Consider the following 18,464-nt stretch of genomic DNA (forward strand, 5'->3'; position numbering starts at 1 on the left):
GGACCCTTGAGAGCAACACATGACTTAAGCTTGGCCATAACAACAAGGAGGACCCCCGTGAGCGTAATCAGTAAATCGATTCTCCTCGTCGACGACGACCAGGAAATCCGCGAATTGCTGCAAACCTACCTCAGTCGCGCCGGCTTCCAAGTGCGTGGCGTGCCGGATGGCGCGGGGTTCCGCCAGGCGATGAACGAGGCGCCATGCGACCTGGTCATCCTCGATGTGATGTTGCCCGACGAAGACGGTTTCAGCCTCTGCCGCTGGATCCGCCAGCACCCGCGCCAGGCGCAGGTGCCGATCATCATGCTCACCGCCAGCTCCGACGAAACCGACCGCGTGATCGGCCTGGAACTGGGCGCCGACGATTACATCGGCAAGCCGTTCAGCCCGCGCGAGCTGCAAGCGCGAATCAAAGCCCTGTTGCGCCGTGCCCAGTTTGGCCAGGAGCGCAGCAGCGGCGGCGACGTGTGGGTGTTCGATGAGTGGCGCCTGGACATGATCAGCCATCGTTTGTTTCACGTTGATGGCGAAGAGGTGATTCTCTCCGGTGCCGACTTTGCCCTGCTCAAACTGTTCCTCGATCACCCGCAACAAATTCTCGACCGCGACACTATCGGCAATGCCACCCGTGGCCGCGACCTGATGCCGCTGGACCGGATCGTCGACATGGCCGTCAGCCGCCTGCGCCAACGCCTGCGCGACACCGAAAAACCTCCACGACTGATCCGCACCGTACGCGGCAGTGGTTATCAACTGGCAGCCAGCGTGGTTGCCGGCAATGCCCACTGAGCCTGTGACCGAACGCCGCCGCCGTTTTCCGGTGCCGCGCTCGCTGCTGGGGCGGATGCTGCTGCTGACCTTGCTCGCGGTGCTGTTCGCCCAGGCGCTGTCCAGCGTGATTTGGGTTTCTCAATTGCGCGCCACCCAGCTCGAAGGCTTGGTCACCAGCGCCCGCAGCCTGGCGCACTCGATGACGGCCAGCGTGAGTTATTTTCGTTCGCTGCCAGTGGCCTATCGCCCGTTAGTGCTGGATCAATTACGCAGCATGGGCGGCACGCGTTTTGTGGTGACCCTCAATGACCGTCCTTTGGATATGCAGATATTGCCCCAGACCCCGCGCAAGCAGGCGGTGCTGCAAGCGGTAGACGAAGTGCTGCGCCAGACCCTGGGCGGCGATGTGCATATCTCGGTGGAGTTCGTCAGTGCCGAGGACCTGCGTATTTTCAACGCCGGTTTGAAGCTCGATGAGCTGCCGCGCTCCTGGGCGCATTACGCGCTGACCCTGGAGCCGGTCAACCCGCCGGTGCTGGTCACGCAGATCCAACTGGCGCCGGGCGAATGGCTGTACATCGCCTCACTGTTGCCTGAGCCCTACACCAGCCTTGAAGAGCAGGGCCTGCCGTCGCAGCAGGTGTGGTTTATTGTGCTGACCAGTGGCTTCCTGCTGCTGTTTATCGGCCTGCTGGTGCACTGGCAAAGCCGGCCGCTCAAGCGCCTGGCGCGGGCGGCGCGGGACATGTCGTTGGGCGCTGACGTTGAGCCGGTGGCCGAAGGTGGCGGCAGTGAAGTGGTGGAAGTGGGTCGAGCGTTCAATGCCATGCGCGAACGCATCAGCCGTTACTTGACCGAGCGCAGCCAGTTGTTCAGCGCGATTTCCCACGATTTGCGCACGCCGATCACCCGTCTGCGCCTGCGCGTGGAACTGCTCGAAGATGAGAACCTGCAAGTCAAATTTGGCCGCGACCTGGACGAGCTGGAGTTACTGGTGAAGGGCGCGCTGCAATGCGTGAAAGACACCGACATCCACGAAAACATTGGGCCGGTCGACCTCAATCACGTGCTCGATTGCCTGGTGGAGCCATACTTGGCGCCCAACGGCAATGGTCGCATCACCCAGGACGGCCGCGCCCTGGCCCCGTATGCGGGCAAACCGCTGGCGCTTAAACGTTGCATCGGCAACCTGATCGACAACGCGTTGAAGTACGGGCAGAACGCGCATTTGCATATTGAAGACGATGGCGCGCAATTCATCCTGCACGTCGATGATGAAGGTCCAGGCGTGCCGGAACAGCGGTTGGAGCAAGTCTTCGAGCCGCATTTTCGATTGGCTGGCCAGCAGCAGGGCTACGGTTTGGGGCTGGGCATCGCGCGCAACATTGCCCATAGCCATGGTGGTGAAGTGAGTTTGCAGAACCTGCGTGAGGGTGGTTTGCGAGTGACGCTGCAGTTGCCCCGGACCCTGGACTAAAGAACACCGAGGATCAAATGTGGCAGCAGGCAAGTCAGCTCCCACAATGAAGTTGCGCTGAGTCAGATTCGTTGGCGCAGTCTGGCCAGATCCCGCAGCGGCGGCGCCCCAAACAAGCGGCTGTATTCCCGGCTGAACTGCGACGGGCTTTCATACCCCACCCGGTAGCCCGCCGCCGAGGCTTCCAGCCCTTCGGCAATCATCAATCGCCGCGCCTCCTGCAAGCGCAACTGCTTCTGGTATTGCAACGGGCTCATGGCGGTAATCGCTTTGAAGCGGTGGTGCAACGTCGAGACGCTGAGGTTCACCTCCTTGGCCAGGTCATCAATGCGCAGCGGCTGTTCATAGTTGCCGTTCAGCCACGTGATCGCCTGGCTCACGCGATGGCTCTGACTGTTGGCCACGGCAATTTCATACAGTCGATAACCCTGCGGCCCACGCAGTAAACGGTAAAGAATCTCACGGTTGATCAACGGCGCGAGCATCGCGATGTCTTTTGGCGTATCCAGCAGGCGCGCCAGGCGCAGCACCGCATCGAGCAGTTGGGTGTCGATGCGGTCGACGTACATGCCGCGTGATGTCGGACGCGAGGGCACGCCCATCGGGCCGGCCTCGGCGATCAGCGCCGTCAACTGCGCTGGGTCGATGTTGATGCGCACCGACAGGTTCGGGTCTTTGGGAGTGGCATCGATGATCCGCCCGGCCACCGGCATGGCGACCGAGAACACCAGATAGTTGAGCGGGTCGTAGGCAAAGATCTCGTCGGCCAGGCGCACCTCCTTGCTGCCGCTGGCGAGGATGCACAGCGCGGGCTCCACCAGCACCGGCATGAAGTCGCGCGGTGTGTTGTGGCGATTCAGGAACAGCGAGGTGATTGCCGTGCCGTACGAGCCATCTTCCCACGTATGTCGGTGCACAATGCTCGCCAGTTCGGCGCGCTGTTTTTCCATCTCGGCATCGAGGGGCATGGGCTCAAGTTCCGGCGACGACATGGTGCGTCCTCTACAAGCTTCTTTAATGGGCCAAGCTTAGCGGCGGCTTTGAACAGGTGTTACGTCGATTCTGCACAATCCTTGCCTGATCCTGCGATAAGTCGTGAATCAGGCAAGTACGGAGCTTGTCATCTCCCTGAAACACTGAGCATGGGCCTGGAATAAACCCTGGGGCTCAAACGTCTTATCCACACTTCTCGCAGGATTGTGCAATAAGCCTGCAGGAATTGACTAACCGCGGCCATACCCGTGCCGTTATCGTTGATCCTGTGGTAACACGCCTTCACAGTGCTTGCCGAGCATCACTTCTCAACGGGAGAGTCGAACATGTCCACCCCCATTCCCGCGAGCCATATGGCCTTTATCCGTGCCCGTACCGGGTGCAGCACCGAACTCGGTGCACGCTTGAGCAGTTTGATTGAATCGGGCCGTCAGGCTCAGGGTTGCCTGCAATTCTCGTTGCAGCACTCCCAGGTCGACCCTGATGTATGGCTGGTATCGGGCTTCTGGAGCAGTGAGCAGGCGATGAGCGCCTACTTCAGTTCGCCAGCCCTGATGATCTTTACCGAGCTGTTAAACGACGGGGTGGTCCGCAGCATGGACTTCCAGACCTTCACTGATGCATCTGCAGCGCATGCCTTCGGCGAGTACCTGCAACTGGCCGGTTAGTGCTTTAGAATGGCCGACTTTCCCATTGGCCAGGACTTGCAACATGGCACGTAAAGAGTTTGCCCACCACGAAGCCGTTTCCGCCTTGGTGCGTGAAGAAGAGGGTGGCTACAGCGCTGCCATTGCCGTCAAGGCACTGGATGGCATGGGCGCCCCTAAGTTTCACAAGATCCTGGATGGACACACGTTCAAGACCGCTGACGACGCCGACGATGCGGCTGCCGTGCAATTGGAGCGGCTGGTCGATGTGGACGAAGAAGGGCAGCTGACTTGGGCAACTGCCGCTAACTAGACAACACCGATAGCCAAATGTGGGAGGGAGCTTGCCCCTCCCACATTTTTTTGCATGCCAATCAGCGCTGAGTGGCGCCTGGGCGATACATCTTGAACAGCGACTCCGGCCCCAACTGGAAGTAATCCGCTGGCCCACCACCGCGTAAGATCGGCTCGGCGGCGGCGGTGTCGTAGACCCCATCCTTGAGCAGCCACTTGGCAATGTGCACCGCGACCACCTCGCCCAACACCAGCCAGCTCGGCACCCATTCCTTGTCGGCCCTCTGCAACTGAATGATCTGCGTCACCTTGCACTCGAACGACACCGGGCTCTCGCCCACGCGCGGCGCGCCGACGATTTTCGAGGCCACTGGCGTCAGGCCGGCCAGCTCAAACTCGTTGACCTCTGGCGATACCGCCGCGCAACTCTGGTTCATCTGCTCGGCCAACGGGCGAGTGGCCAGGTTCCACACAAACTCACCGGTCTGTTCGATGTTGTTCAGGCTGTCTTTGCGCCCGACACTGGAAAACCCAATGATCGGCGGAATGTAGTTGAACGCATTGAAGAAGCTGTAGGGCGCCAGGTTCAGGCGGCCTTGGCTGTCGTGGGAAGAAATCCAGCCAATCGGCCGTGGGCCGACGATGGCATTGAACGGGTCATGGGGCAGGCCGTGGCCGTTGCCAGGTTCGTAGAAATGGATATCGTCAGGCATGGGCCGGGGTTCCTGCTACAGGGTTCTGTGAGGTAGCCATAGTGCAATCCATCACCGCGAATTTCCATTGGCTATATGGAATTTTCATCGATTGCCCACCTATTTTTCACAGCCCTGCGTTCAGTCTGCGCGCCAGGTCGACACCCCCTATAAGTCGGCCCAATGAACGACTGAGCTTCGGAGCCTTCTGCACCATGAACAAACTTCCTCAGATCACCCTTGCGTTCTGGGTTATGAAAATCTGCGCAACGACCTTGGGCGAAACCGCCGGGGATTTGCTGTCGATGACCTTGAATGTCGGTTATGCCATCAGCTCGATGATTCTGATCAGCGTGTTTCTCGTTACCCTGGTGACCCAACTCTGGTCGAAAACCTACAACCCGGTGCTGTACTGGATCGTGATCCTGTCCACCAGCACGGCCGGCACCACCATGTCGGACTTCATGGACCGCACGCTGGGTCTCGGTTACGCCGCGGGGTCGATGATCCTGATCGTGATCCTGATGATCATCTTTGCGCTGTGGCGCCTGAGCGGCGACTCGCTGAACGTGAACAAGGTCCAGACGTTCCGAGGAGAGCTGTTTTATTGGATGGCAATTCTGTTCTCCAACACCTTGGGCACGGCATTGGGCGACTTCCTGGCGGACGACTCGGGGCTGGGTTTTGCGGGCGGCGCGTTGCTGATCGGCTCGGCCATAGCCGTGGTGGTTGCACTTAAATACTTCACCCAGATTTCGTCGGTGCTGTTGTTTTGGGTGGCGTTTGTGCTGACCCGGCCGTTCGGTGCGACCTTGGGCGACTTCCTCACCAAACCCCATGAAAAGGGCGGGCTGGATTTCGGCACCATCGGTTCATCGGCGATGTTGGCGGCGGTGCTGGTGGTGATGATCGCCGGAGCGTCGTATGCCCAGCGTCGGTATGGGCGTCAGCAGTCCATAGAGCTGACCTGATGCTTTTTTGGAAACGCTAAAGAGCAAAATGTGCGGGCTTGCTCGCGAATGCGGTGGATCAGTCAGAGCAACATCGACCGACACTCCGCATTCGCGAGCAAGCCCGCACACACGTTTAGTTCGTGGTAATCCGCGAATGCTTGCGCGTGTCCTTCATGGTCAGGTAAACCAGCAGCGACACAGCAATACACGCCGTCACATACCAGTAGTAACCCGTTTCCATCCCAATGCTCTTGAACCACAGCGCAATGTATTCAGCGGTGCCACCGAAGATCGACACGGTGAGTGCATACGGCAGGCCCACGCCCAGCGCGCGAATTTCCGTAGGGAACAGCTCAGCTTTTACCACCGCGTTGATCGAGGTATAGCCGCTGACGATGATCAGCGCCGCCATGATCAGGAAGAACGCGCCCCACCAGCTTTGGATGGTGTGCAGGGCGGTGAGGATCGGCACGGTGAACAATGTGCCGAGGATGCCGAAGGCGATCAGAATCGGCCGCCGGCCGACTTTGTCGGACAGCCCGCCAACCAGGGGTTGCAGGCACATGAACAGAAACAGCGTCGCGGCCGAAATGGTGGTGGAGTCGGAAATGCTCATGCCGACGGTGTTCACCAGGTATTTCTGCATGTAGGTGGTGTAGGTGTAGAACGCCAGGGTGCCGCCCATGGTCAGGCCGACGACGGTCAGCACTTCTTTGGGGTGACGCATCAAGGTGCGCATGGCGCTTTCCTTGGCTTTTTCCTTTTTGGTGAACGACTCGGTCTCTTCCATGCCGCGACGCAGGAACAGCGCGACCACTGCGCACAGGGCGCCGATGGCGAACGGGATGCGCCAGCCCCAGGCATACAACTGCTCGGTGGTCAGGGTTTGTTGCAGCACGATCAGTACGGCCAGGGCGATGAGTTGGCCGGAGATGAGGGTCACGTACTGGAAGCTGGAGAAGAAACCGCGACGTTCCTTGGTCGCCATTTCACTCAAGTAGGTGGCCGAGGTGCCGTACTCGCCGCCGACCGACAGGCCTTGCAGCAAGCGTGCGAACACCAGCAGGATCGGTGCGCCGATACCGATGGTGTCGTAACCCGGCGTCAAGGCGATCAGCAGCGAGCCGAAGCACATCAGCAATACCGAGGCCATCAGCGCGGCCTTGCGGCCCTTGTAGTCAGCATACAGGCCCATCAGCCAGCCACCGATTGGGCGCATGATGAAGCCCACGGCGAAGATGGCGGCGGTGTTCATCAACTGGGCGGTGGAGGAACCGGCAGGGAAGAACGCTTTGGCGAAGTACAGCGAGAAGGCGGCGTAGACGTACCAGTCATACCACTCGACCATGTTGCCGACGGAGCCGCTGAAGATCGATTTGATCCGGCTGGATGTCGTGCGTTCTTTTGCCGGCACAGCCGCCGACCCCAGAGGCAAGGTGTTGGAGTTATCCATTGAAGGATCCTTCATCTAATTGTTTTTGTGGAGCGGCGCGAACGCTGCCTGGTTCGGCTATAGCAGGAGCTGTGCCAAGTAGATGAAGGCCCGGTTTAGAAGGGTTTCAGAATGGTTTTGAGCGGAAAATTGCTGATGGTTTGAAGGTGGTGAGCGGAAATCCGCTTATGGCTGCTGACCCCTTTGCGGGCGTGCTCGCGAAGGCGTCCTGCCAGGCAATACAAGATTCAGATTACAAAAACGTATCCCGCACCAACCCATGCCGTTGCATCTTTTCATTGAGCGTGCGCCGCGGCAGTTGCAACTCTGCCAACACCGCCTTGATATCACCCTTATGCCGAATCAACGCCGCTTTCAGGCAATGCGCTTCAAAGGCCTCCTGCTGCGCCGCCAGCGATTGCCCCGCCTCGATACCTTCCGGCTCCGGTTCACCCAGGCCCAGCACCTGGCGTTCGGCAACGTTAGCCAGCTCACGCACGTTGCCTGGCCAATCATGGCTGAGCAGCCGCCCCAGTTGCGCGCCGCTCAAGGGTTCGGCGCTACGGCCCAGCCGCTCGGCGGCGCTGTGTGCAAAGTGCTCGAACAGCAGCGGAATATCTTCGCGGCGCTCGCGCAACGGCGGCAGGCGCAGTTGCGCGACGTTCAGGCGATAAGCCAAATCTTCGCGAAACCGTCCGGCGCGGGCCTCTTCAAGCAGGTCCGGCTTGGTGGCAGCGATGATGCGCAGATCCACGTGGATACTTTGGTTTGAACCCAGCCGCTCCAGCTTCTGCTCCTGCAACACACGCAGCAGTTTCACTTGTTGCGCCAAGGGCATGCTTTCGATTTCATCCAGGAACAGCGTGCCGCCGTGGGCGTATTCCAGTTTGCCGATGCGCTTGCCTTGGGCGCCCGTGAACGCGCCACTTTCGTGGCCGAACAATTCGGCTTCAAACAGTTGCTCGGGGATGGCAGCGCAGTTTAGCGCCACAAACGGTTTTTTCGCGCGCGGGCCGAAATCATGCAGGCAGCGCGCGACCAACTCCTTGCCACTGCCTGTTTCGCCACGGATCAAGACGTTGACCGGCAAACTCGCCAGGTCGAGCACCTGGCGCCGCAGGTTCTGCAAGCCTCGGGACACGCCCAGCAGGCTGGATTCCAGCTGCGCCCGATGATCGGCCTGTTGATGCAGGCGACGGTTCTCCAAAATCAGCCCGCGTTTGTCCAAGGCGCGACGCAGGCCGTTGAGCAAGGCGTCAGGGCTGAAGGGTTTTTCCAGAAAGTCGTAGGCCCCGTCGCGCATGGCCTCCACCGCCATCGGCACGTCGCCGTGGCCGGTGAGCAGGATCACTGGCAAGTCGGCGTCGCGGCGTTGTACTTCGGCCAGCAGCTCCAGGCCGCTGAGGCCGGGCATGCGCACGTCGCTCAAGATCACCCCGGGAAAGTCCTTGGGCAGGTTCGCCAGGCACTCCTCGGCGCGACTGAACAATTGCACGTCAAACCCCGACAGGCTCAACCATTGTTCGACGGCCGTACGGATGCTGGCTTCGTCATCGACCACAATCACTGCGTTCAACATAGGTCGTGCGTCTCCAGCGCAATCGGCAAGGTCAGGGTAAATACCGCGCCATCGCCACGATTACCGGCGAGCAGGCGCCCGCCCAGTTCGTGCACGATAGCGTAGGACACCGCCAGCCCAAGGCCGAGGCCGTCGCCCACGGGCTTGGTGGTAAAAAACGGGTCGAACACGCTGTTCAAGTGTTCCTCGGCAATCCCGCCGCCGCTGTCGCTGACGGTCAACTGCCACAGCTGTTGATCGGCGTGCAGGCGGATTTCCAGGCGTTTGCGCGGCTTGTCAGCCATCGCGTCGAGGGCGTTGCGCAGCAGGTTGATCAGCACCTGTTCCAGGCGGATGGCGTCGCCTCGCACCCAGGCCGGACGTGTCAGGTCCAGCACCACGCCGATGGCTTCGTCGCGCAGGCGCGCGTCGAGTAAGTGCAGGGATTGATCGACCACGGTGGCCAGGTCCAGCTTTTCGCGCAGGCCGCTGGGGCTCTTGCGCGCGAAGGTCTTGAGGTGGCCGGTGAGTGCGGCCATGCGCGTGAGCATGTCGTCCAGCGGCGTGAGGGCCTTGTAGGCATCGTCCACGCGGCCATGGTCCAGTAACAGGCGCAGAGTCGCCAACTGCATGCGTTGGGCGGTCAGCGGTTGGTTGATTTCATGGGCGAGGGCGGCGGACATCTGCCCCAGTGCCGCCAGTTTGGCCGATTGCACCAAGCCATCCTGGGCGGTACGTAGCGCCTGGGTGCGCTCCTCCACAAGCCGTTCAAGTTCTTCGCGGCTGCGTTGGCGCAAACGGGCCAGGCGCCAGCGTTGGGTCAGGAACAGCACCAGGAACACCAGCGCCAGCCAGGAGCCGGCAGCGGCGAGGCCGGCATTGCGCTGGTCTTCAAAGGCAAACTGCGGTTTGCGCAGCAGGTGCAAGGTCCAGCCTTCGGCCTTCAGCGGCAGCGATTCCCAGATGTAATTGGCGCTGCCGTCGGGGCCGTTGACGCGCATCAGGTGGCTGTTTTCGTCAAAGCGCTGCAACGTTTGAGTGTCCAGCGGCTGCAATTGTTTTTTGTCGTATTGGCGGGTGGCCTCGAGATCGGCGAGGTCATTGGCCGACAGCGGGCGCAGGTTGCGGTAACGCCAGCCCGGCTGGTTGGCGATAAACACGATGCCGCGCGCATCGCTGACCAGCAGCAGGTCGTTGCCCTGGGCCCACTCGCGCTCAAGTTCGGGGAATTCGAGCTTCACTACCATGGCGCCGAGGAACTGTTCATGTTCATCGACCACTGCGCTGGAGAGGAAGTAACCGGGGATCCCGGTGGTCACGCCCACCGCATAAAAACGCCCGGTGCCCTGGCTCAGGGTCTGGCTGAAATAAGGGCGAAACGCGTAGTTGTGCCCGACATAACTGCTCGGGAGGTTCCAGTTACTAGCGGCCACGGCCAGACCGGTGCGGTTCATCAGCTCCAGGGTGGAGGACTGCGCGGCGCCGTTGATGCGCTCCAGTTTGCGGTTGAGCAGGTCCTGAGTGGTGGCGTCGAGCGGGCCTTTCAAGGCGCTGATCATTTCCGAGTCCAGCGCCAATACGGCGGGCAGGGCGCGGTAGCGTTCGATCAGGGTGTGTAGGGAGTTGGCATACAGCGCCAGTTGCTGATTGGCGCGAGCGGCGTCGTCGACCAAGGCTTGGCGTTCGGCATGGCGCGTGGCCAAGGCAGCGGCCAGCACCGCGCCGGCGATGATCAACAGCGAGTAAAAGGTCAGACGCAGAGGGCGAGGGATCACGATCATACGGTGATGAACAGGCACGGTGAGGGGAGAGCACCATAGCATGAGTAGGACTGTATTTTGTGGCGAGCGCGGCTTGTGTGGGAGCGGGCTTGCTCGCGAATGCGGTGTATCAGTGACAGTTGAGTTGACTGACCCACCGCTTTCGCGAGCAAGCCCGCTCCCACATGACCGCGTACACAATAAAAAAGGCGACTGGGCCATGGGGCCGCAGTCGCCTTTCTCCTTGCGAGGGAAGTGCTTACTGCACTTCTACCGCCAGGCTTTCACTGATCTTTTTCTGCCAGATGGCAGGACCGGTGATATGGACGGATTCGCCCTTGCTGTCCACCGCAACGGTGACCGGCATGTCTTTTACGTCGAACTCGTAGATCGCTTCCATACCCAGTTCGGCGAACGCGACAACGCGTGACTTCTTGATGGCTTGCGCCACCAGGTAAGCAGCACCGCCCACGGCCATCAGGTACACGGCTTTGTGGTCCTTGATCGCTTCGATCGCAGTCGGGCCGCGCTCGGATTTGCCGATCATGCCCAGCAGGCCGGTTTGCTCGAGGATCTGACGGGTGAACTTGTCCATCCGCGTTGCGGTGGTCGGGCCAGCCGGGCCAACCACTTCTTCACGCACCGGATCAACCGGGCCGACGTAGTAGATGAAGCGACCTTTGAGGTCTACCGGCAGGGTTTCGCCCTTGTTCAGCATCTCGACCATGCGCTTGTGCGCAGCGTCGCGACCGGTGAGCATCTTGCCGTTGAGCAACACGGTTTCGCCCGGCTTCCAGCTCTGTACGTCTTCCGGGGTCAGGGTGTCGAGGTTGACACGACGGGCCGACGGGCCGGCTTCCCAGACGATTTCCGGGTAGGCGTCCAGCGGTGGCGCTTCCAGCGACGCCGGGCCCGAACCGTCGAGCACGAAGTGCGCGTGACGGGTGGCGGCGCAGTTGGGGATCATGCACACCGGCAGCGAGGCGGCGTGGGTTGGGTAGTCCATGATCTTCACGTCGAGCACGGTGGTCAGGCCACCCAGGCCCTGGGCGCCGATGCCCAGTCTGTTGACCTTCTCGAACAGCTCCAGGCGCATCTCTTCGATACGGTTCTGCGGGCCGCGCTTTTTCAGCTCGTGGATGTCGATGGATTCCATCAACACTTCCTTTGCCATCACCGCGGCTTTCTCGGCGGTGCCGCCGATGCCGATGCCCAGCATGCCTGGTGGGCACCAGCCGGCGCCCATGGTCGGAACAGTTTTGAGCACCCAGTCGACGATCGAGTCGGACGGGTTGAGCATGGCCATTTTCGACTTGTTCTCGGAACCGCCGCCCTTGGCCGCCACGTCCACTTCCACGGTGTTACCCGGGACGATGGAGTAGTGGATCACGGCCGGGGTGTTGTCCTTGGTGTTTTTACGTGCGCCAGCCGGGTCGGCGAGGATCGATGCACGCAGGACGTTTTCCGGCAGGTTGTAGGCGCGACGCACGCCTTCGTTGATCATGTCGTCCAGGCCCATGGTGGCGCCGTCCCAACGTACGTCCATGCCCACGCGCACGAACACGGTGACGATACCGGTGTCCTGGCAGATCGGGCGATGGCCGGTGGCGCACATGCGCGAGTTGATCAGGATCTGCGCGATGGAGTCACGGGCTGCCGGCGATTCTTCACGCAGGTAGGCTTCGTGCATCGCCTGGATGAAGTCAACGGGATGGTAGTAGGAAATGAATTGCAGGGCGTCGGCAACGCTCTGAATCAGGTCGTCTTGCTTGATCACGGTCATGAGTCGCGCTCCTCTATAAGACGGGAACATTCAATAAAGGTGGCTTCAGTGGGGTACATCGGTCGGCTGAAGTCACCTTTCCAAGGCACGCCGAGTGCAGCAGGCGCGACGCTAAAAAGGCGCGGCAGTATAACCCGGCGCGGTGGCCGATACACCCGACTATGGTCAAACTCTGTCGGGCGTGATTCCCTGTACGCGGCCCCTTCTGATTGAGACCTTATATGCCTGAACTGCGTGTCGGCGAACGCCACTGGTCGGTCGCCACCGGCAGCAACTTGCTGGATGCCTTGAATGCGGCGGGTGTGGCTGTGCCTTACAGTTGCCGGGCGGGCAGTTGCCATGCGTGCCTGGTGCGCTGCTCAGGTGAGGTCGAGGACACGCAACCCGACGCCCTGAGCCCGGCGCAACGTCAGGACGGCTGGCGCCTGGCTTGCCAGTGCCAGGTACGCGGGGATATGCAGGTCGCAACGTTCGACCCGCTGCGCGACGGTTTGCCGGCCACGGTGGTGGGCACCGACTGGTTGAATGTGAATGTGCTGCGCCTGCGTCTTCAACCGGAGCGTGGTGTGCGTTATCGCGCTGGGCAGCATCTGGTGCTGTGGGCGGGCCAGGTGGCGCGGCCCTATTCGCTGGCGAGTCTGCCCCAGGAAGATCCGTTTCTGGAGTTTCACCTCGACTGCCGCCAACCCGGTGAGTTCAGCGATATTGCCCGACAGCTGCAAGTGGGAGACGGCCTGCGCCTGGGCGAACTGCGAGGCGGGGCACTGCAATACGACCCCGACTGGCAAGCGCGGCCGCTATGGCTGCTGGCGTCGGGTACGGGTCTTGGGCCGCTATGGGGCGTGCTGCGCGAGGCGTTGCGCCAGGATCACCAGGGCGCTATTCGGGTGATTCACCTGGCTCATGATGCCGACGCGCATTACTTGGCCGAGCCCTTGGCGCAGCTGGCGGCGCAGCATCCGAACCTGACCGTGGAGCTGTGGACCGCGGATCAGTCGGCCCAGGCATTGGCGCAACTGAGGCTTGTTTCGCGGCAAACGCTGGCCTTACTCTGCGGGCACCCCGTCAGCGTCGAGGCATTTTCCAAGCGCTTGTTCCTGGCGGGATTGCCGCGCAATCAACTGCTGGCCGATGTGTTCCTGCCCCGTGGTTGAGCGCTGAACTCTACAGCCGCGAGAATCACCATGACCAATGCTATTGTGCTGCAACGCGAACGCGGGCTGCTGACCTTGCAGCTCAACCGCGCCGACAAGAAAAACGCCCTGACGCGCGCCATGTACACCCAAATGGCCGAAGCGTTGGAACAGGCCGATGCGGATGTAGATATACGCGCCGTGCTGATTCAGGGCAGCAGCGAGTGTTTTACCGCCGGCAATGACATTGGCGATTTTCTCGAACAGCCGCCCCGCGACCTCGACAGCCCACCGTTTCACTTTATGAGGAGCCTGCTCAATTGCCGCAAACCGGTGATTGCCGCTGTGGCTGGCGCGGCGATGGGCATTGGTACAACGCTGCTGCTGCATTGCGACCTGGTCTATGTCAGCCGCGATGCGCGCTTGCGCATGCCATTCGTCAACTTGGGGCTGTGTCCGGAGTTTGGTTCCAGCCTGATCCTGCCGCGTCTGTTGGGGCATGCGAAAGCGGCGGAGTTGTTGCTGCTCGGCGAAGGTTTCACCGGGGAGCAGGCGGCGGCATGGGGAATTGCGACCGAGGTGTTGGGCAGCGGCGAAGCGGCATTGGCCAAGGCGCGGGAGGTTGCCGAGCGCTTTGAAACCCTGGCGCCGGGGGCGGTGCAGGTCAGTAAACACCTGATGAAAAGTGTTGATCGCGAGCAGTTGCGGCGGGTCATCGAGGAAGAGGGGGCGTTGTTTACTCAGCGCTTGAAATCGCCGGAAGCGATTGCGGCGTTGTCAGGGTTTATTGCCAGGCGCTGACGACGCCATCGCGGGCAAGCCCGGCTCCCACAGTTGACCGCGCCCCAACGTTGGAGCTGGCTTGCCTGCGATGAGGCCCTTTTATTTAACCCGTCACCAGGCGTTGAAATGCAAAAAGCCCCGTCATTCACATGGCGGGGCTTTTGTTTTTCAGCGTGTCACTCAGACCATTGGGTCGCCAACGTGCAGGATCTTCATGCCGTTGGTGCCACCGATGGTGTGGTAGCTATCGCCTTTGGTCAGGATGACCCAGTCGCCTTTTTCCACCACGCCGCGCTTGATCAGCTCGTCGATGGCAGCTTGGCTGACTTCATGTGGCGGCAGCGAAGCCGGGTCGAACGGTACGGTGTACACGCCACGGAACATGGCTGCGCGGGCCTGGGTTTCGCGGTGCGGGGAGAACGCGTAGATCGGCACCGAGGAACGGATACGCGACATGATCAACGGCGTATAACCACTTTCGGTCAAGGCGATGATCGCTTTGACGCCCGGGAAGTGGTTGGCGGTGTACATGGCCGCCAGCGCGATGCTCTGGTCGCAGCTTTCGAATACTTTGCCGATACGGTGACTGGAGGTCTTGCTGGTCGGGTGCTTTTCGGCTCCGACGCAGATACGCGCCATGGCCTGAACGGCTTCCAGCGGATAAGGACCGGCAGCACTTTCAGCCGAAAGCATCACGGCATCGGTGTAGTCGAGCACGGCGTTGGCCACGTCGGACACTTCGGCGCGGGTCGGCATCGGGTTCTGGATCATTGACTCCATCATCTGGGTCGCCACGATGACCGCTTTGTTGTGGCGGCGTGCGTGCAGGATGATCTTCTTCTGGATACCGATCAGTTCGGCGTCACCGATTTCCACGCCCAGGTCGCCACGGGCAACCATCACGGCGTCGGATGCCTTGATCAGGCCGTCGAGGGTTTCGTCATTGGCCACGGCTTCGGCACGTTCGATCTTCGCCACCAGCCAGGCGGTGCCGCCGGCTTCGTCGCGCAGTTTACGGGCGTATTCCATGTCGGCAGCGTCGCGTGGGAAGGACACGGCGAGGTAGTCCACTTCCATTTCGGCGGCGAGCTTGATGTCGGCCTTGTCTTTTTCAGTCAGGGCCGGTGCCGTCAGGCCGCCACCGCGACGGTTGATGCCTTTGTGGTCGGACAGCGGGCCACCGATGATCACGGTGCAGTTCAGTTCTGTCGGGGTGGCGGTGTCGACGCGCATGACCACGCGACCGTCATCCAGCAGCAGCTCATCGCCGACACCGCAGTCTTTTACCAGGTCCGGGTAATCGATACCCACGACGTGCTGATTGCCTTCGGTCAGCGAATGGCTGGTGGAGAAGGTGAACGTGTCACCAATCTTCAGCTCGATCCGCTTGTTGGCGAATTTGGCGATACGGATTTTCGGGCCTTGCAGGTCACCCAGCAGTGCCACGAAGCGGCCGTGCTTGGCAGCCAGGTCACGCACCAGCTTGGCGCGAGCCTTGTGCTCGTCCGGGGTGCCGTGGGAGAAGTTTAGACGGGCAACGTCCAAACCAGCCAGAATCAGCTGTTCGAGGACTTCCGGCGAGTTGCTGGCCGGGCCAAGGGTGGCGACGATTTTGGTACGACGGACGGACATGCACAGACTCCTGAGTTCAAGCGCTGGAGAAGGCTACTATGCTCTTTCGTTGTAGTCATTGTTCGTTTGCACTACTTATCGGCGATTGGCTTGTTTTTGCCGCGGTTGAATAGACCAACATCCTTGAAGATTTTCGACGAGGGGTCGATACACTGCTCAAGACAGGAGAACCCTCATGCGAATTTTGCTCGTTGCTGCCTTGGCCGTCAGTGTTGTCGGCTGTACCCGCTGGTCAATGGATCACCATTTGAACAACGCTTACCGCGCCTATGGCGTGGGTGATTGCGAGCGCGTGACCCTGGAGTTGTCCCAGGTCGACCGTGAGAGCCGCACCCGTCGATATGTGCAACCGGAGGTGTCGATGTTGCGCGGACAATGCCTGGAACGGCAGAAATTGTTCGTTGATGCCGTACAAACCTATCAGTTCATCATCAGCCAATACCCAACAAGCGAGTACGCATACCGCGCTCGGGCCCGGCTCGACACCCTGCAGCAGTTGGGGCATTACCCCGGTGCCAGTGCTGCACAGCCACGTCCGGCGTCTTTGTAATGAAAATTGTCATGTTATAGCTGGCCCGTCGCCATTCTTGGGCTATCCTTTAGAGGTTCGTTTGTACAAGTTACTATTCGAACGAATGCGAGGCCCGGATTCGGCAGCTGTTCAGTGACTATTGCGATGTACCGTCACACCGAGATCCAGGGAGAGCGAGCCATTGGCTTGTTCCGAATCACTGGCACGGCCAATGTGTGGCCATTGGATGGCAATCTCACATGTTTACTCACCGACGGATCGAACGGCACCAATTAAATTATTTCCTACAAGTGTTCAATCGCCTTACCGACAAACCTATCGGCTTTCTGGGCAATGTTTCCGAGGACGGGCTGCTGTTGATCAGCCAGTTGCCTATGATGGTCGACGTCGATTTCGAGTTGTGCCTGAAAATTCCTGGGGCGGACGGCGAGTTCCAAACGATTGACATCACAGCGACCTGTTTGTGGAGCCATGAGGATATCAACCCTCAGCATTATGACTCCGGGTTCAATGTGATTCAGGCCAGCGAAGAGTACGGGCAACTGATCACGGCCCTGTTGAATTACTTCAGTTTCGATCCATTACAGGCATCCGCCTAGACGCTGTGCATTGTCGGCTTGGTTCGGGATTGTTACCCGAACTCGGTCGTACATTGGTTTTTAGAGCACTTTTGCCAGAGCGTTTGTTTCAGAAGGCGCCGGCTTTCTTCAAGCTCAGATAGCGCGTAACCAAGGCGGCTCCCAGCTGCGACGGCGACGTATCCAATACAGACAACCCATGCGCGCTCAGGCGTTCGTGGAGTTCGTTTCGAGTATTGAGGTAGCTCACCGTACCGCTATAAACCAGAGCATCGGGCAAGGTTTGTACGGAGGCTTGGCGCAGTTGTTCAAGAACCTCTTCGCGCAGGCTGGCCACCAGTACCCGGTGCTGTCGACTCATACGCTTGACCGCCGTCACCAGTGCTTCATCGTCCTCATCCCGCAGATTAGTGACCACAATCACCAGCGCCCGACGTTTTTGCCGAGCCAGCAGTTGGCTGGCGGCAGCCTGGTAGTCGGCGGTGCGTCGGGTGGTATCGAGGTCGTACACAGCATTGAGCAGCAGGCTCAACTGGCCGCTTCCCTTGACCGGTGCAAGGTAACGCGACTGGTCGCCGGCAAAGGTGCATAGACCCACCGCATCGCCCTGGCGCAGCGCAACGTAGCTGAGTAGCAGGCATGCGTTGAGCGCATGGTCAAAATGCGCTAACTCGTCATCCTGACTGCGCATGCGTCGGCCGCAATCAAGCATGAACACAATTTGCTGGTCGCGCTCATCCTGGTATTCCCTGGCGATCGGCGTGCGTTGTCGTGCGGTGGCTTTCCAATCGATCTGGCGCAGGCTGTCGCCTTCACGAAATTCACGCAGTTGATGAAATTCCAGCCCCAACCCGCGTCGCTGACGTTGTTGCACACCCAGTTGACTCAGCCAGTTATCCACGCCCAACAGCTGGGCACCGTATAAACGAGCGAAGTCCGGGTAGACGCGAGTTGTATCGTCAACCTCGATAAAGCGTCGTGCCGACCACAGCCCGAAGGGGCTTGGCAGGTAAATTTCACAGCGGCTGAAACGGAAGTGCCCGCGGCGCAGAGGGCGTAGCCGATAGCCGAGCTCGCTGCGTTCACCGGGGCGTAGTTCTATGGACTGAGGCAGGTTTTCCATACTCAGGCCATCTGGGACGTGATCGAACACCTGCACGGTCAGTGGCTGCGCGAAGGTGTGGGTCAGGGTCAGGCGAACGTCGCCCCAGCGTCCGAGCGCCAGGCTGCCGGGCATTTGCCGCTGCACATGCACACCGGGGCGGCGACGCAAGCGTGCGGCATCCAATAACATGAGTAACAGCAGCGCCAGCAGCAGGCCCCAGGCCACCGAATGCAAGGTGTCGGGCACCTTTAACTGCAACGCCGCTGCTGCGCCGAGCATGATATTCAGACCCAGTAGCGCACCGAGCCAGCTCAACAAAAGTCGGGTCGGCTTCATGA

17 protein-coding genes are annotated in these 18,464 nt (G+C 60.5%); 9 read left to right on the forward strand and 8 right to left on the reverse strand.

The genetic code is table 11. The features are described from left to right. The first annotated feature begins 57 nt into the window (after window positions 1-57). Window positions 58-792 carry a response regulator gene (locus FW764_RS18555; protein WP_262209816.1) on the forward strand — a complete coding sequence of 245 codons (735 nt, stop codon included), beginning with the start codon at window positions 58-60 and terminating at the stop codon, window positions 790-792. After that, entirely contained in the window at window positions 782-2,251 is a 1,470-nt protein-coding gene (locus FW764_RS18560; protein ID WP_446435113.1) for an ATP-binding protein, read from the forward strand. The genes FW764_RS18555 and FW764_RS18560 overlap by 11 nt, the downstream gene beginning before the upstream one ends. 62 nt (window positions 2,252-2,313) lie before the next feature. Here the strand turns inward: FW764_RS18560 and FW764_RS18565 are convergent, their stop codons facing one another. Beyond that, window positions 2,314-3,243 carry an AraC family transcriptional regulator gene (locus FW764_RS18565; RefSeq protein WP_446435114.1) on the reverse strand — a complete coding sequence of 310 codons (930 nt, stop codon included), beginning with the start codon at window positions 3,241-3,243 and terminating at the stop codon, window positions 2,314-2,316. Between the two features lie 327 nt (window positions 3,244-3,570). Here FW764_RS18565 and FW764_RS18570 point away from each other — a divergent pair, with 327 nt between their 5' ends. Beyond that, window positions 3,571-3,912 carry an antibiotic biosynthesis monooxygenase family protein gene (locus tag FW764_RS18570; protein ID WP_446435115.1) on the forward strand — a complete coding sequence of 114 codons (342 nt, stop codon included), beginning with the start codon at window positions 3,571-3,573 and terminating at the stop codon, window positions 3,910-3,912. A 43-nt stretch (window positions 3,913-3,955) separates the two neighbouring features. Beyond that, window positions 3,956-4,204 carry a hypothetical protein gene (locus FW764_RS18575; RefSeq protein ID WP_446435116.1) on the forward strand — a complete coding sequence of 83 codons (249 nt, stop codon included), beginning with the start codon at window positions 3,956-3,958 and terminating at the stop codon, window positions 4,202-4,204. Window positions 4,205-4,265: 61 nt separating this feature from the next. Here FW764_RS18575 and FW764_RS18580 read toward each other — a convergent pair whose 3' ends face one another. After that, the gene (locus tag FW764_RS18580; RefSeq protein WP_446435117.1) at window positions 4,266-4,898 is read right to left on the reverse strand and encodes a flavin reductase family protein; all 633 of its coding nucleotides are present in this window, start codon (window positions 4,896-4,898) and stop codon (window positions 4,266-4,268) included. 194 nt (window positions 4,899-5,092) lie between these two features. Here FW764_RS18580 and FW764_RS18585 point away from each other — a divergent pair, with 194 nt between their 5' ends. Continuing rightward, on the forward strand, window positions 5,093-5,848 hold the full coding sequence (locus FW764_RS18585; RefSeq protein ID WP_446435118.1) for a COG4705 family protein: 756 nt from the start codon (window positions 5,093-5,095) through the stop codon (window positions 5,846-5,848). Between the two features lie 115 nt (window positions 5,849-5,963). Here the strand turns inward: FW764_RS18585 and FW764_RS18590 are convergent, their stop codons facing one another. The 4 genes from FW764_RS18590 to FW764_RS18605 form a co-directional block, all read right to left on the reverse strand. After that, the gene (locus FW764_RS18590) at window positions 5,964-7,283 is read right to left on the reverse strand and encodes an MFS transporter (protein ID WP_446435119.1); all 1,320 of its coding nucleotides are present in this window, start codon (window positions 7,281-7,283) and stop codon (window positions 5,964-5,966) included. Window positions 7,284-7,515: 232 nt separating this feature from the next. Beyond that, window positions 7,516-8,841, reverse strand: coding sequence for a sigma-54-dependent transcriptional regulator (locus FW764_RS18595; RefSeq protein ID WP_446435120.1), 1,326 nt, complete (start codon window positions 8,839-8,841; stop codon window positions 7,516-7,518). After that, window positions 8,835-10,601, reverse strand: coding sequence for an ATP-binding protein (locus FW764_RS18600; protein ID WP_446435121.1), 1,767 nt, complete (start codon window positions 10,599-10,601; stop codon window positions 8,835-8,837). Before FW764_RS18600 ends, FW764_RS18595 begins: the two co-directional genes overlap by 7 nt. Before the next feature lie 238 nt (window positions 10,602-10,839). Next, on the reverse strand, window positions 10,840-12,363 hold the full coding sequence (locus tag FW764_RS18605) for a fumarate hydratase (RefSeq protein WP_446435122.1): 1,524 nt from the start codon (window positions 12,361-12,363) through the stop codon (window positions 10,840-10,842). Between the two features lie 221 nt (window positions 12,364-12,584). On the opposite strand from FW764_RS18605, the gene FW764_RS18610 reads away from it, so the two are divergent. Together FW764_RS18610 and FW764_RS18615 are read left to right on the forward strand one after the other, a co-directional pair. Continuing rightward, window positions 12,585-13,517 (forward strand): iron-sulfur-binding ferredoxin reductase, encoded by a 933-nt coding sequence (locus FW764_RS18610; protein ID WP_446435123.1) that lies wholly within the window; start codon window positions 12,585-12,587, stop codon window positions 13,515-13,517. Window positions 13,518-13,547: 30 nt separating this feature from the next. Further along, complete coding sequence (locus FW764_RS18615; RefSeq protein ID WP_446435124.1) at window positions 13,548-14,297, forward strand: enoyl-CoA hydratase; 750 nt, start codon at window positions 13,548-13,550, stop codon at window positions 14,295-14,297. A 162-nt stretch (window positions 14,298-14,459) separates the two neighbouring features. Here FW764_RS18615 and pyk read toward each other — a convergent pair whose 3' ends face one another. After that, window positions 14,460-15,911, reverse strand: a complete 1,452-nt coding sequence (gene pyk, locus FW764_RS18620; RefSeq protein ID WP_446435125.1) for a pyruvate kinase — start codon at window positions 15,909-15,911, stop codon at window positions 14,460-14,462. 175 nt (window positions 15,912-16,086) lie between these two features. Between pyk and FW764_RS18625 the strand changes: the two genes are divergently transcribed. Then, entirely contained in the window at window positions 16,087-16,461 is a 375-nt protein-coding gene (locus FW764_RS18625; protein ID WP_407019911.1) for a tetratricopeptide repeat protein, read from the forward strand. A gap of 221 nt (window positions 16,462-16,682) precedes the next feature. After that, the gene (locus FW764_RS18630; protein ID WP_446435126.1) at window positions 16,683-17,042 is read left to right on the forward strand and encodes a PilZ domain-containing protein; all 360 of its coding nucleotides are present in this window, start codon (window positions 16,683-16,685) and stop codon (window positions 17,040-17,042) included. 88 nt (window positions 17,043-17,130) lie between these two features. Here FW764_RS18630 and FW764_RS18635 read toward each other — a convergent pair whose 3' ends face one another. After that, on the reverse strand, window positions 17,131-18,462 hold the full coding sequence (locus FW764_RS18635) for a DUF58 domain-containing protein (protein ID WP_446435127.1): 1,332 nt from the start codon (window positions 18,460-18,462) through the stop codon (window positions 17,131-17,133). Window positions 18,463-18,464 lie beyond the last annotated feature (2 nt).

The sequence above is a fragment of the Pseudomonas sp. 1152_12 genome (assembly GCF_052850675.1).

Excerpts from the sequence above, each read along its gene's own strand:
- pyk (WP_446435125.1), bottom strand. The coding sequence starts at position 15,911 with ATGTCCGTCCGTCGTACCAAAATCGTCGCCACCCTTGGCCCGGCCAGC.
- FW764_RS18595 (WP_446435120.1), bottom strand. The coding sequence starts at position 8,841 with ATGTTGAACGCAGTGATTGTGGTCGATGACGAAGCCAGCATCCGTACG.
- FW764_RS18590 (WP_446435119.1), bottom strand. The coding sequence starts at position 7,283 with ATGGATAACTCCAACACCTTGCCTCTGGGGTCGGCGGCTGTGCCGGCA.
- FW764_RS18630 (WP_446435126.1), top strand. The coding sequence starts at position 16,683 with ATGTTTACTCACCGACGGATCGAACGGCACCAATTAAATTATTTCCTA.
- FW764_RS18565 (WP_446435114.1), bottom strand. The coding sequence starts at position 3,243 with ATGTCGTCGCCGGAACTTGAGCCCATGCCCCTCGATGCCGAGATGGAA.
- FW764_RS18585 (WP_446435118.1), top strand. The coding sequence starts at position 5,093 with ATGAACAAACTTCCTCAGATCACCCTTGCGTTCTGGGTTATGAAAATC.
- FW764_RS18605 (WP_446435122.1), bottom strand. The coding sequence starts at position 12,363 with ATGACCGTGATCAAGCAAGACGACCTGATTCAGAGCGTTGCCGACGCC.
- FW764_RS18570 (WP_446435115.1), top strand. The coding sequence starts at position 3,571 with ATGTCCACCCCCATTCCCGCGAGCCATATGGCCTTTATCCGTGCCCGT.
- FW764_RS18625 (WP_407019911.1), top strand. The coding sequence starts at position 16,087 with ATGCGAATTTTGCTCGTTGCTGCCTTGGCCGTCAGTGTTGTCGGCTGT.
- FW764_RS18560 (WP_446435113.1), top strand. The coding sequence starts at position 782 with ATGCCCACTGAGCCTGTGACCGAACGCCGCCGCCGTTTTCCGGTGCCG.
- FW764_RS18610 (WP_446435123.1), top strand. The coding sequence starts at position 12,585 with ATGCCTGAACTGCGTGTCGGCGAACGCCACTGGTCGGTCGCCACCGGC.
- FW764_RS18615 (WP_446435124.1), top strand. The coding sequence starts at position 13,548 with ATGACCAATGCTATTGTGCTGCAACGCGAACGCGGGCTGCTGACCTTG.
- FW764_RS18635 (WP_446435127.1), bottom strand. The coding sequence starts at position 18,462 with ATGAAGCCGACCCGACTTTTGTTGAGCTGGCTCGGTGCGCTACTGGGT.
- FW764_RS18580 (WP_446435117.1), bottom strand. The coding sequence starts at position 4,898 with ATGCCTGACGATATCCATTTCTACGAACCTGGCAACGGCCACGGCCTG.
- FW764_RS18600 (WP_446435121.1), bottom strand. The coding sequence starts at position 10,601 with ATGATCGTGATCCCTCGCCCTCTGCGTCTGACCTTTTACTCGCTGTTG.
- FW764_RS18575 (WP_446435116.1), top strand. The coding sequence starts at position 3,956 with ATGGCACGTAAAGAGTTTGCCCACCACGAAGCCGTTTCCGCCTTGGTG.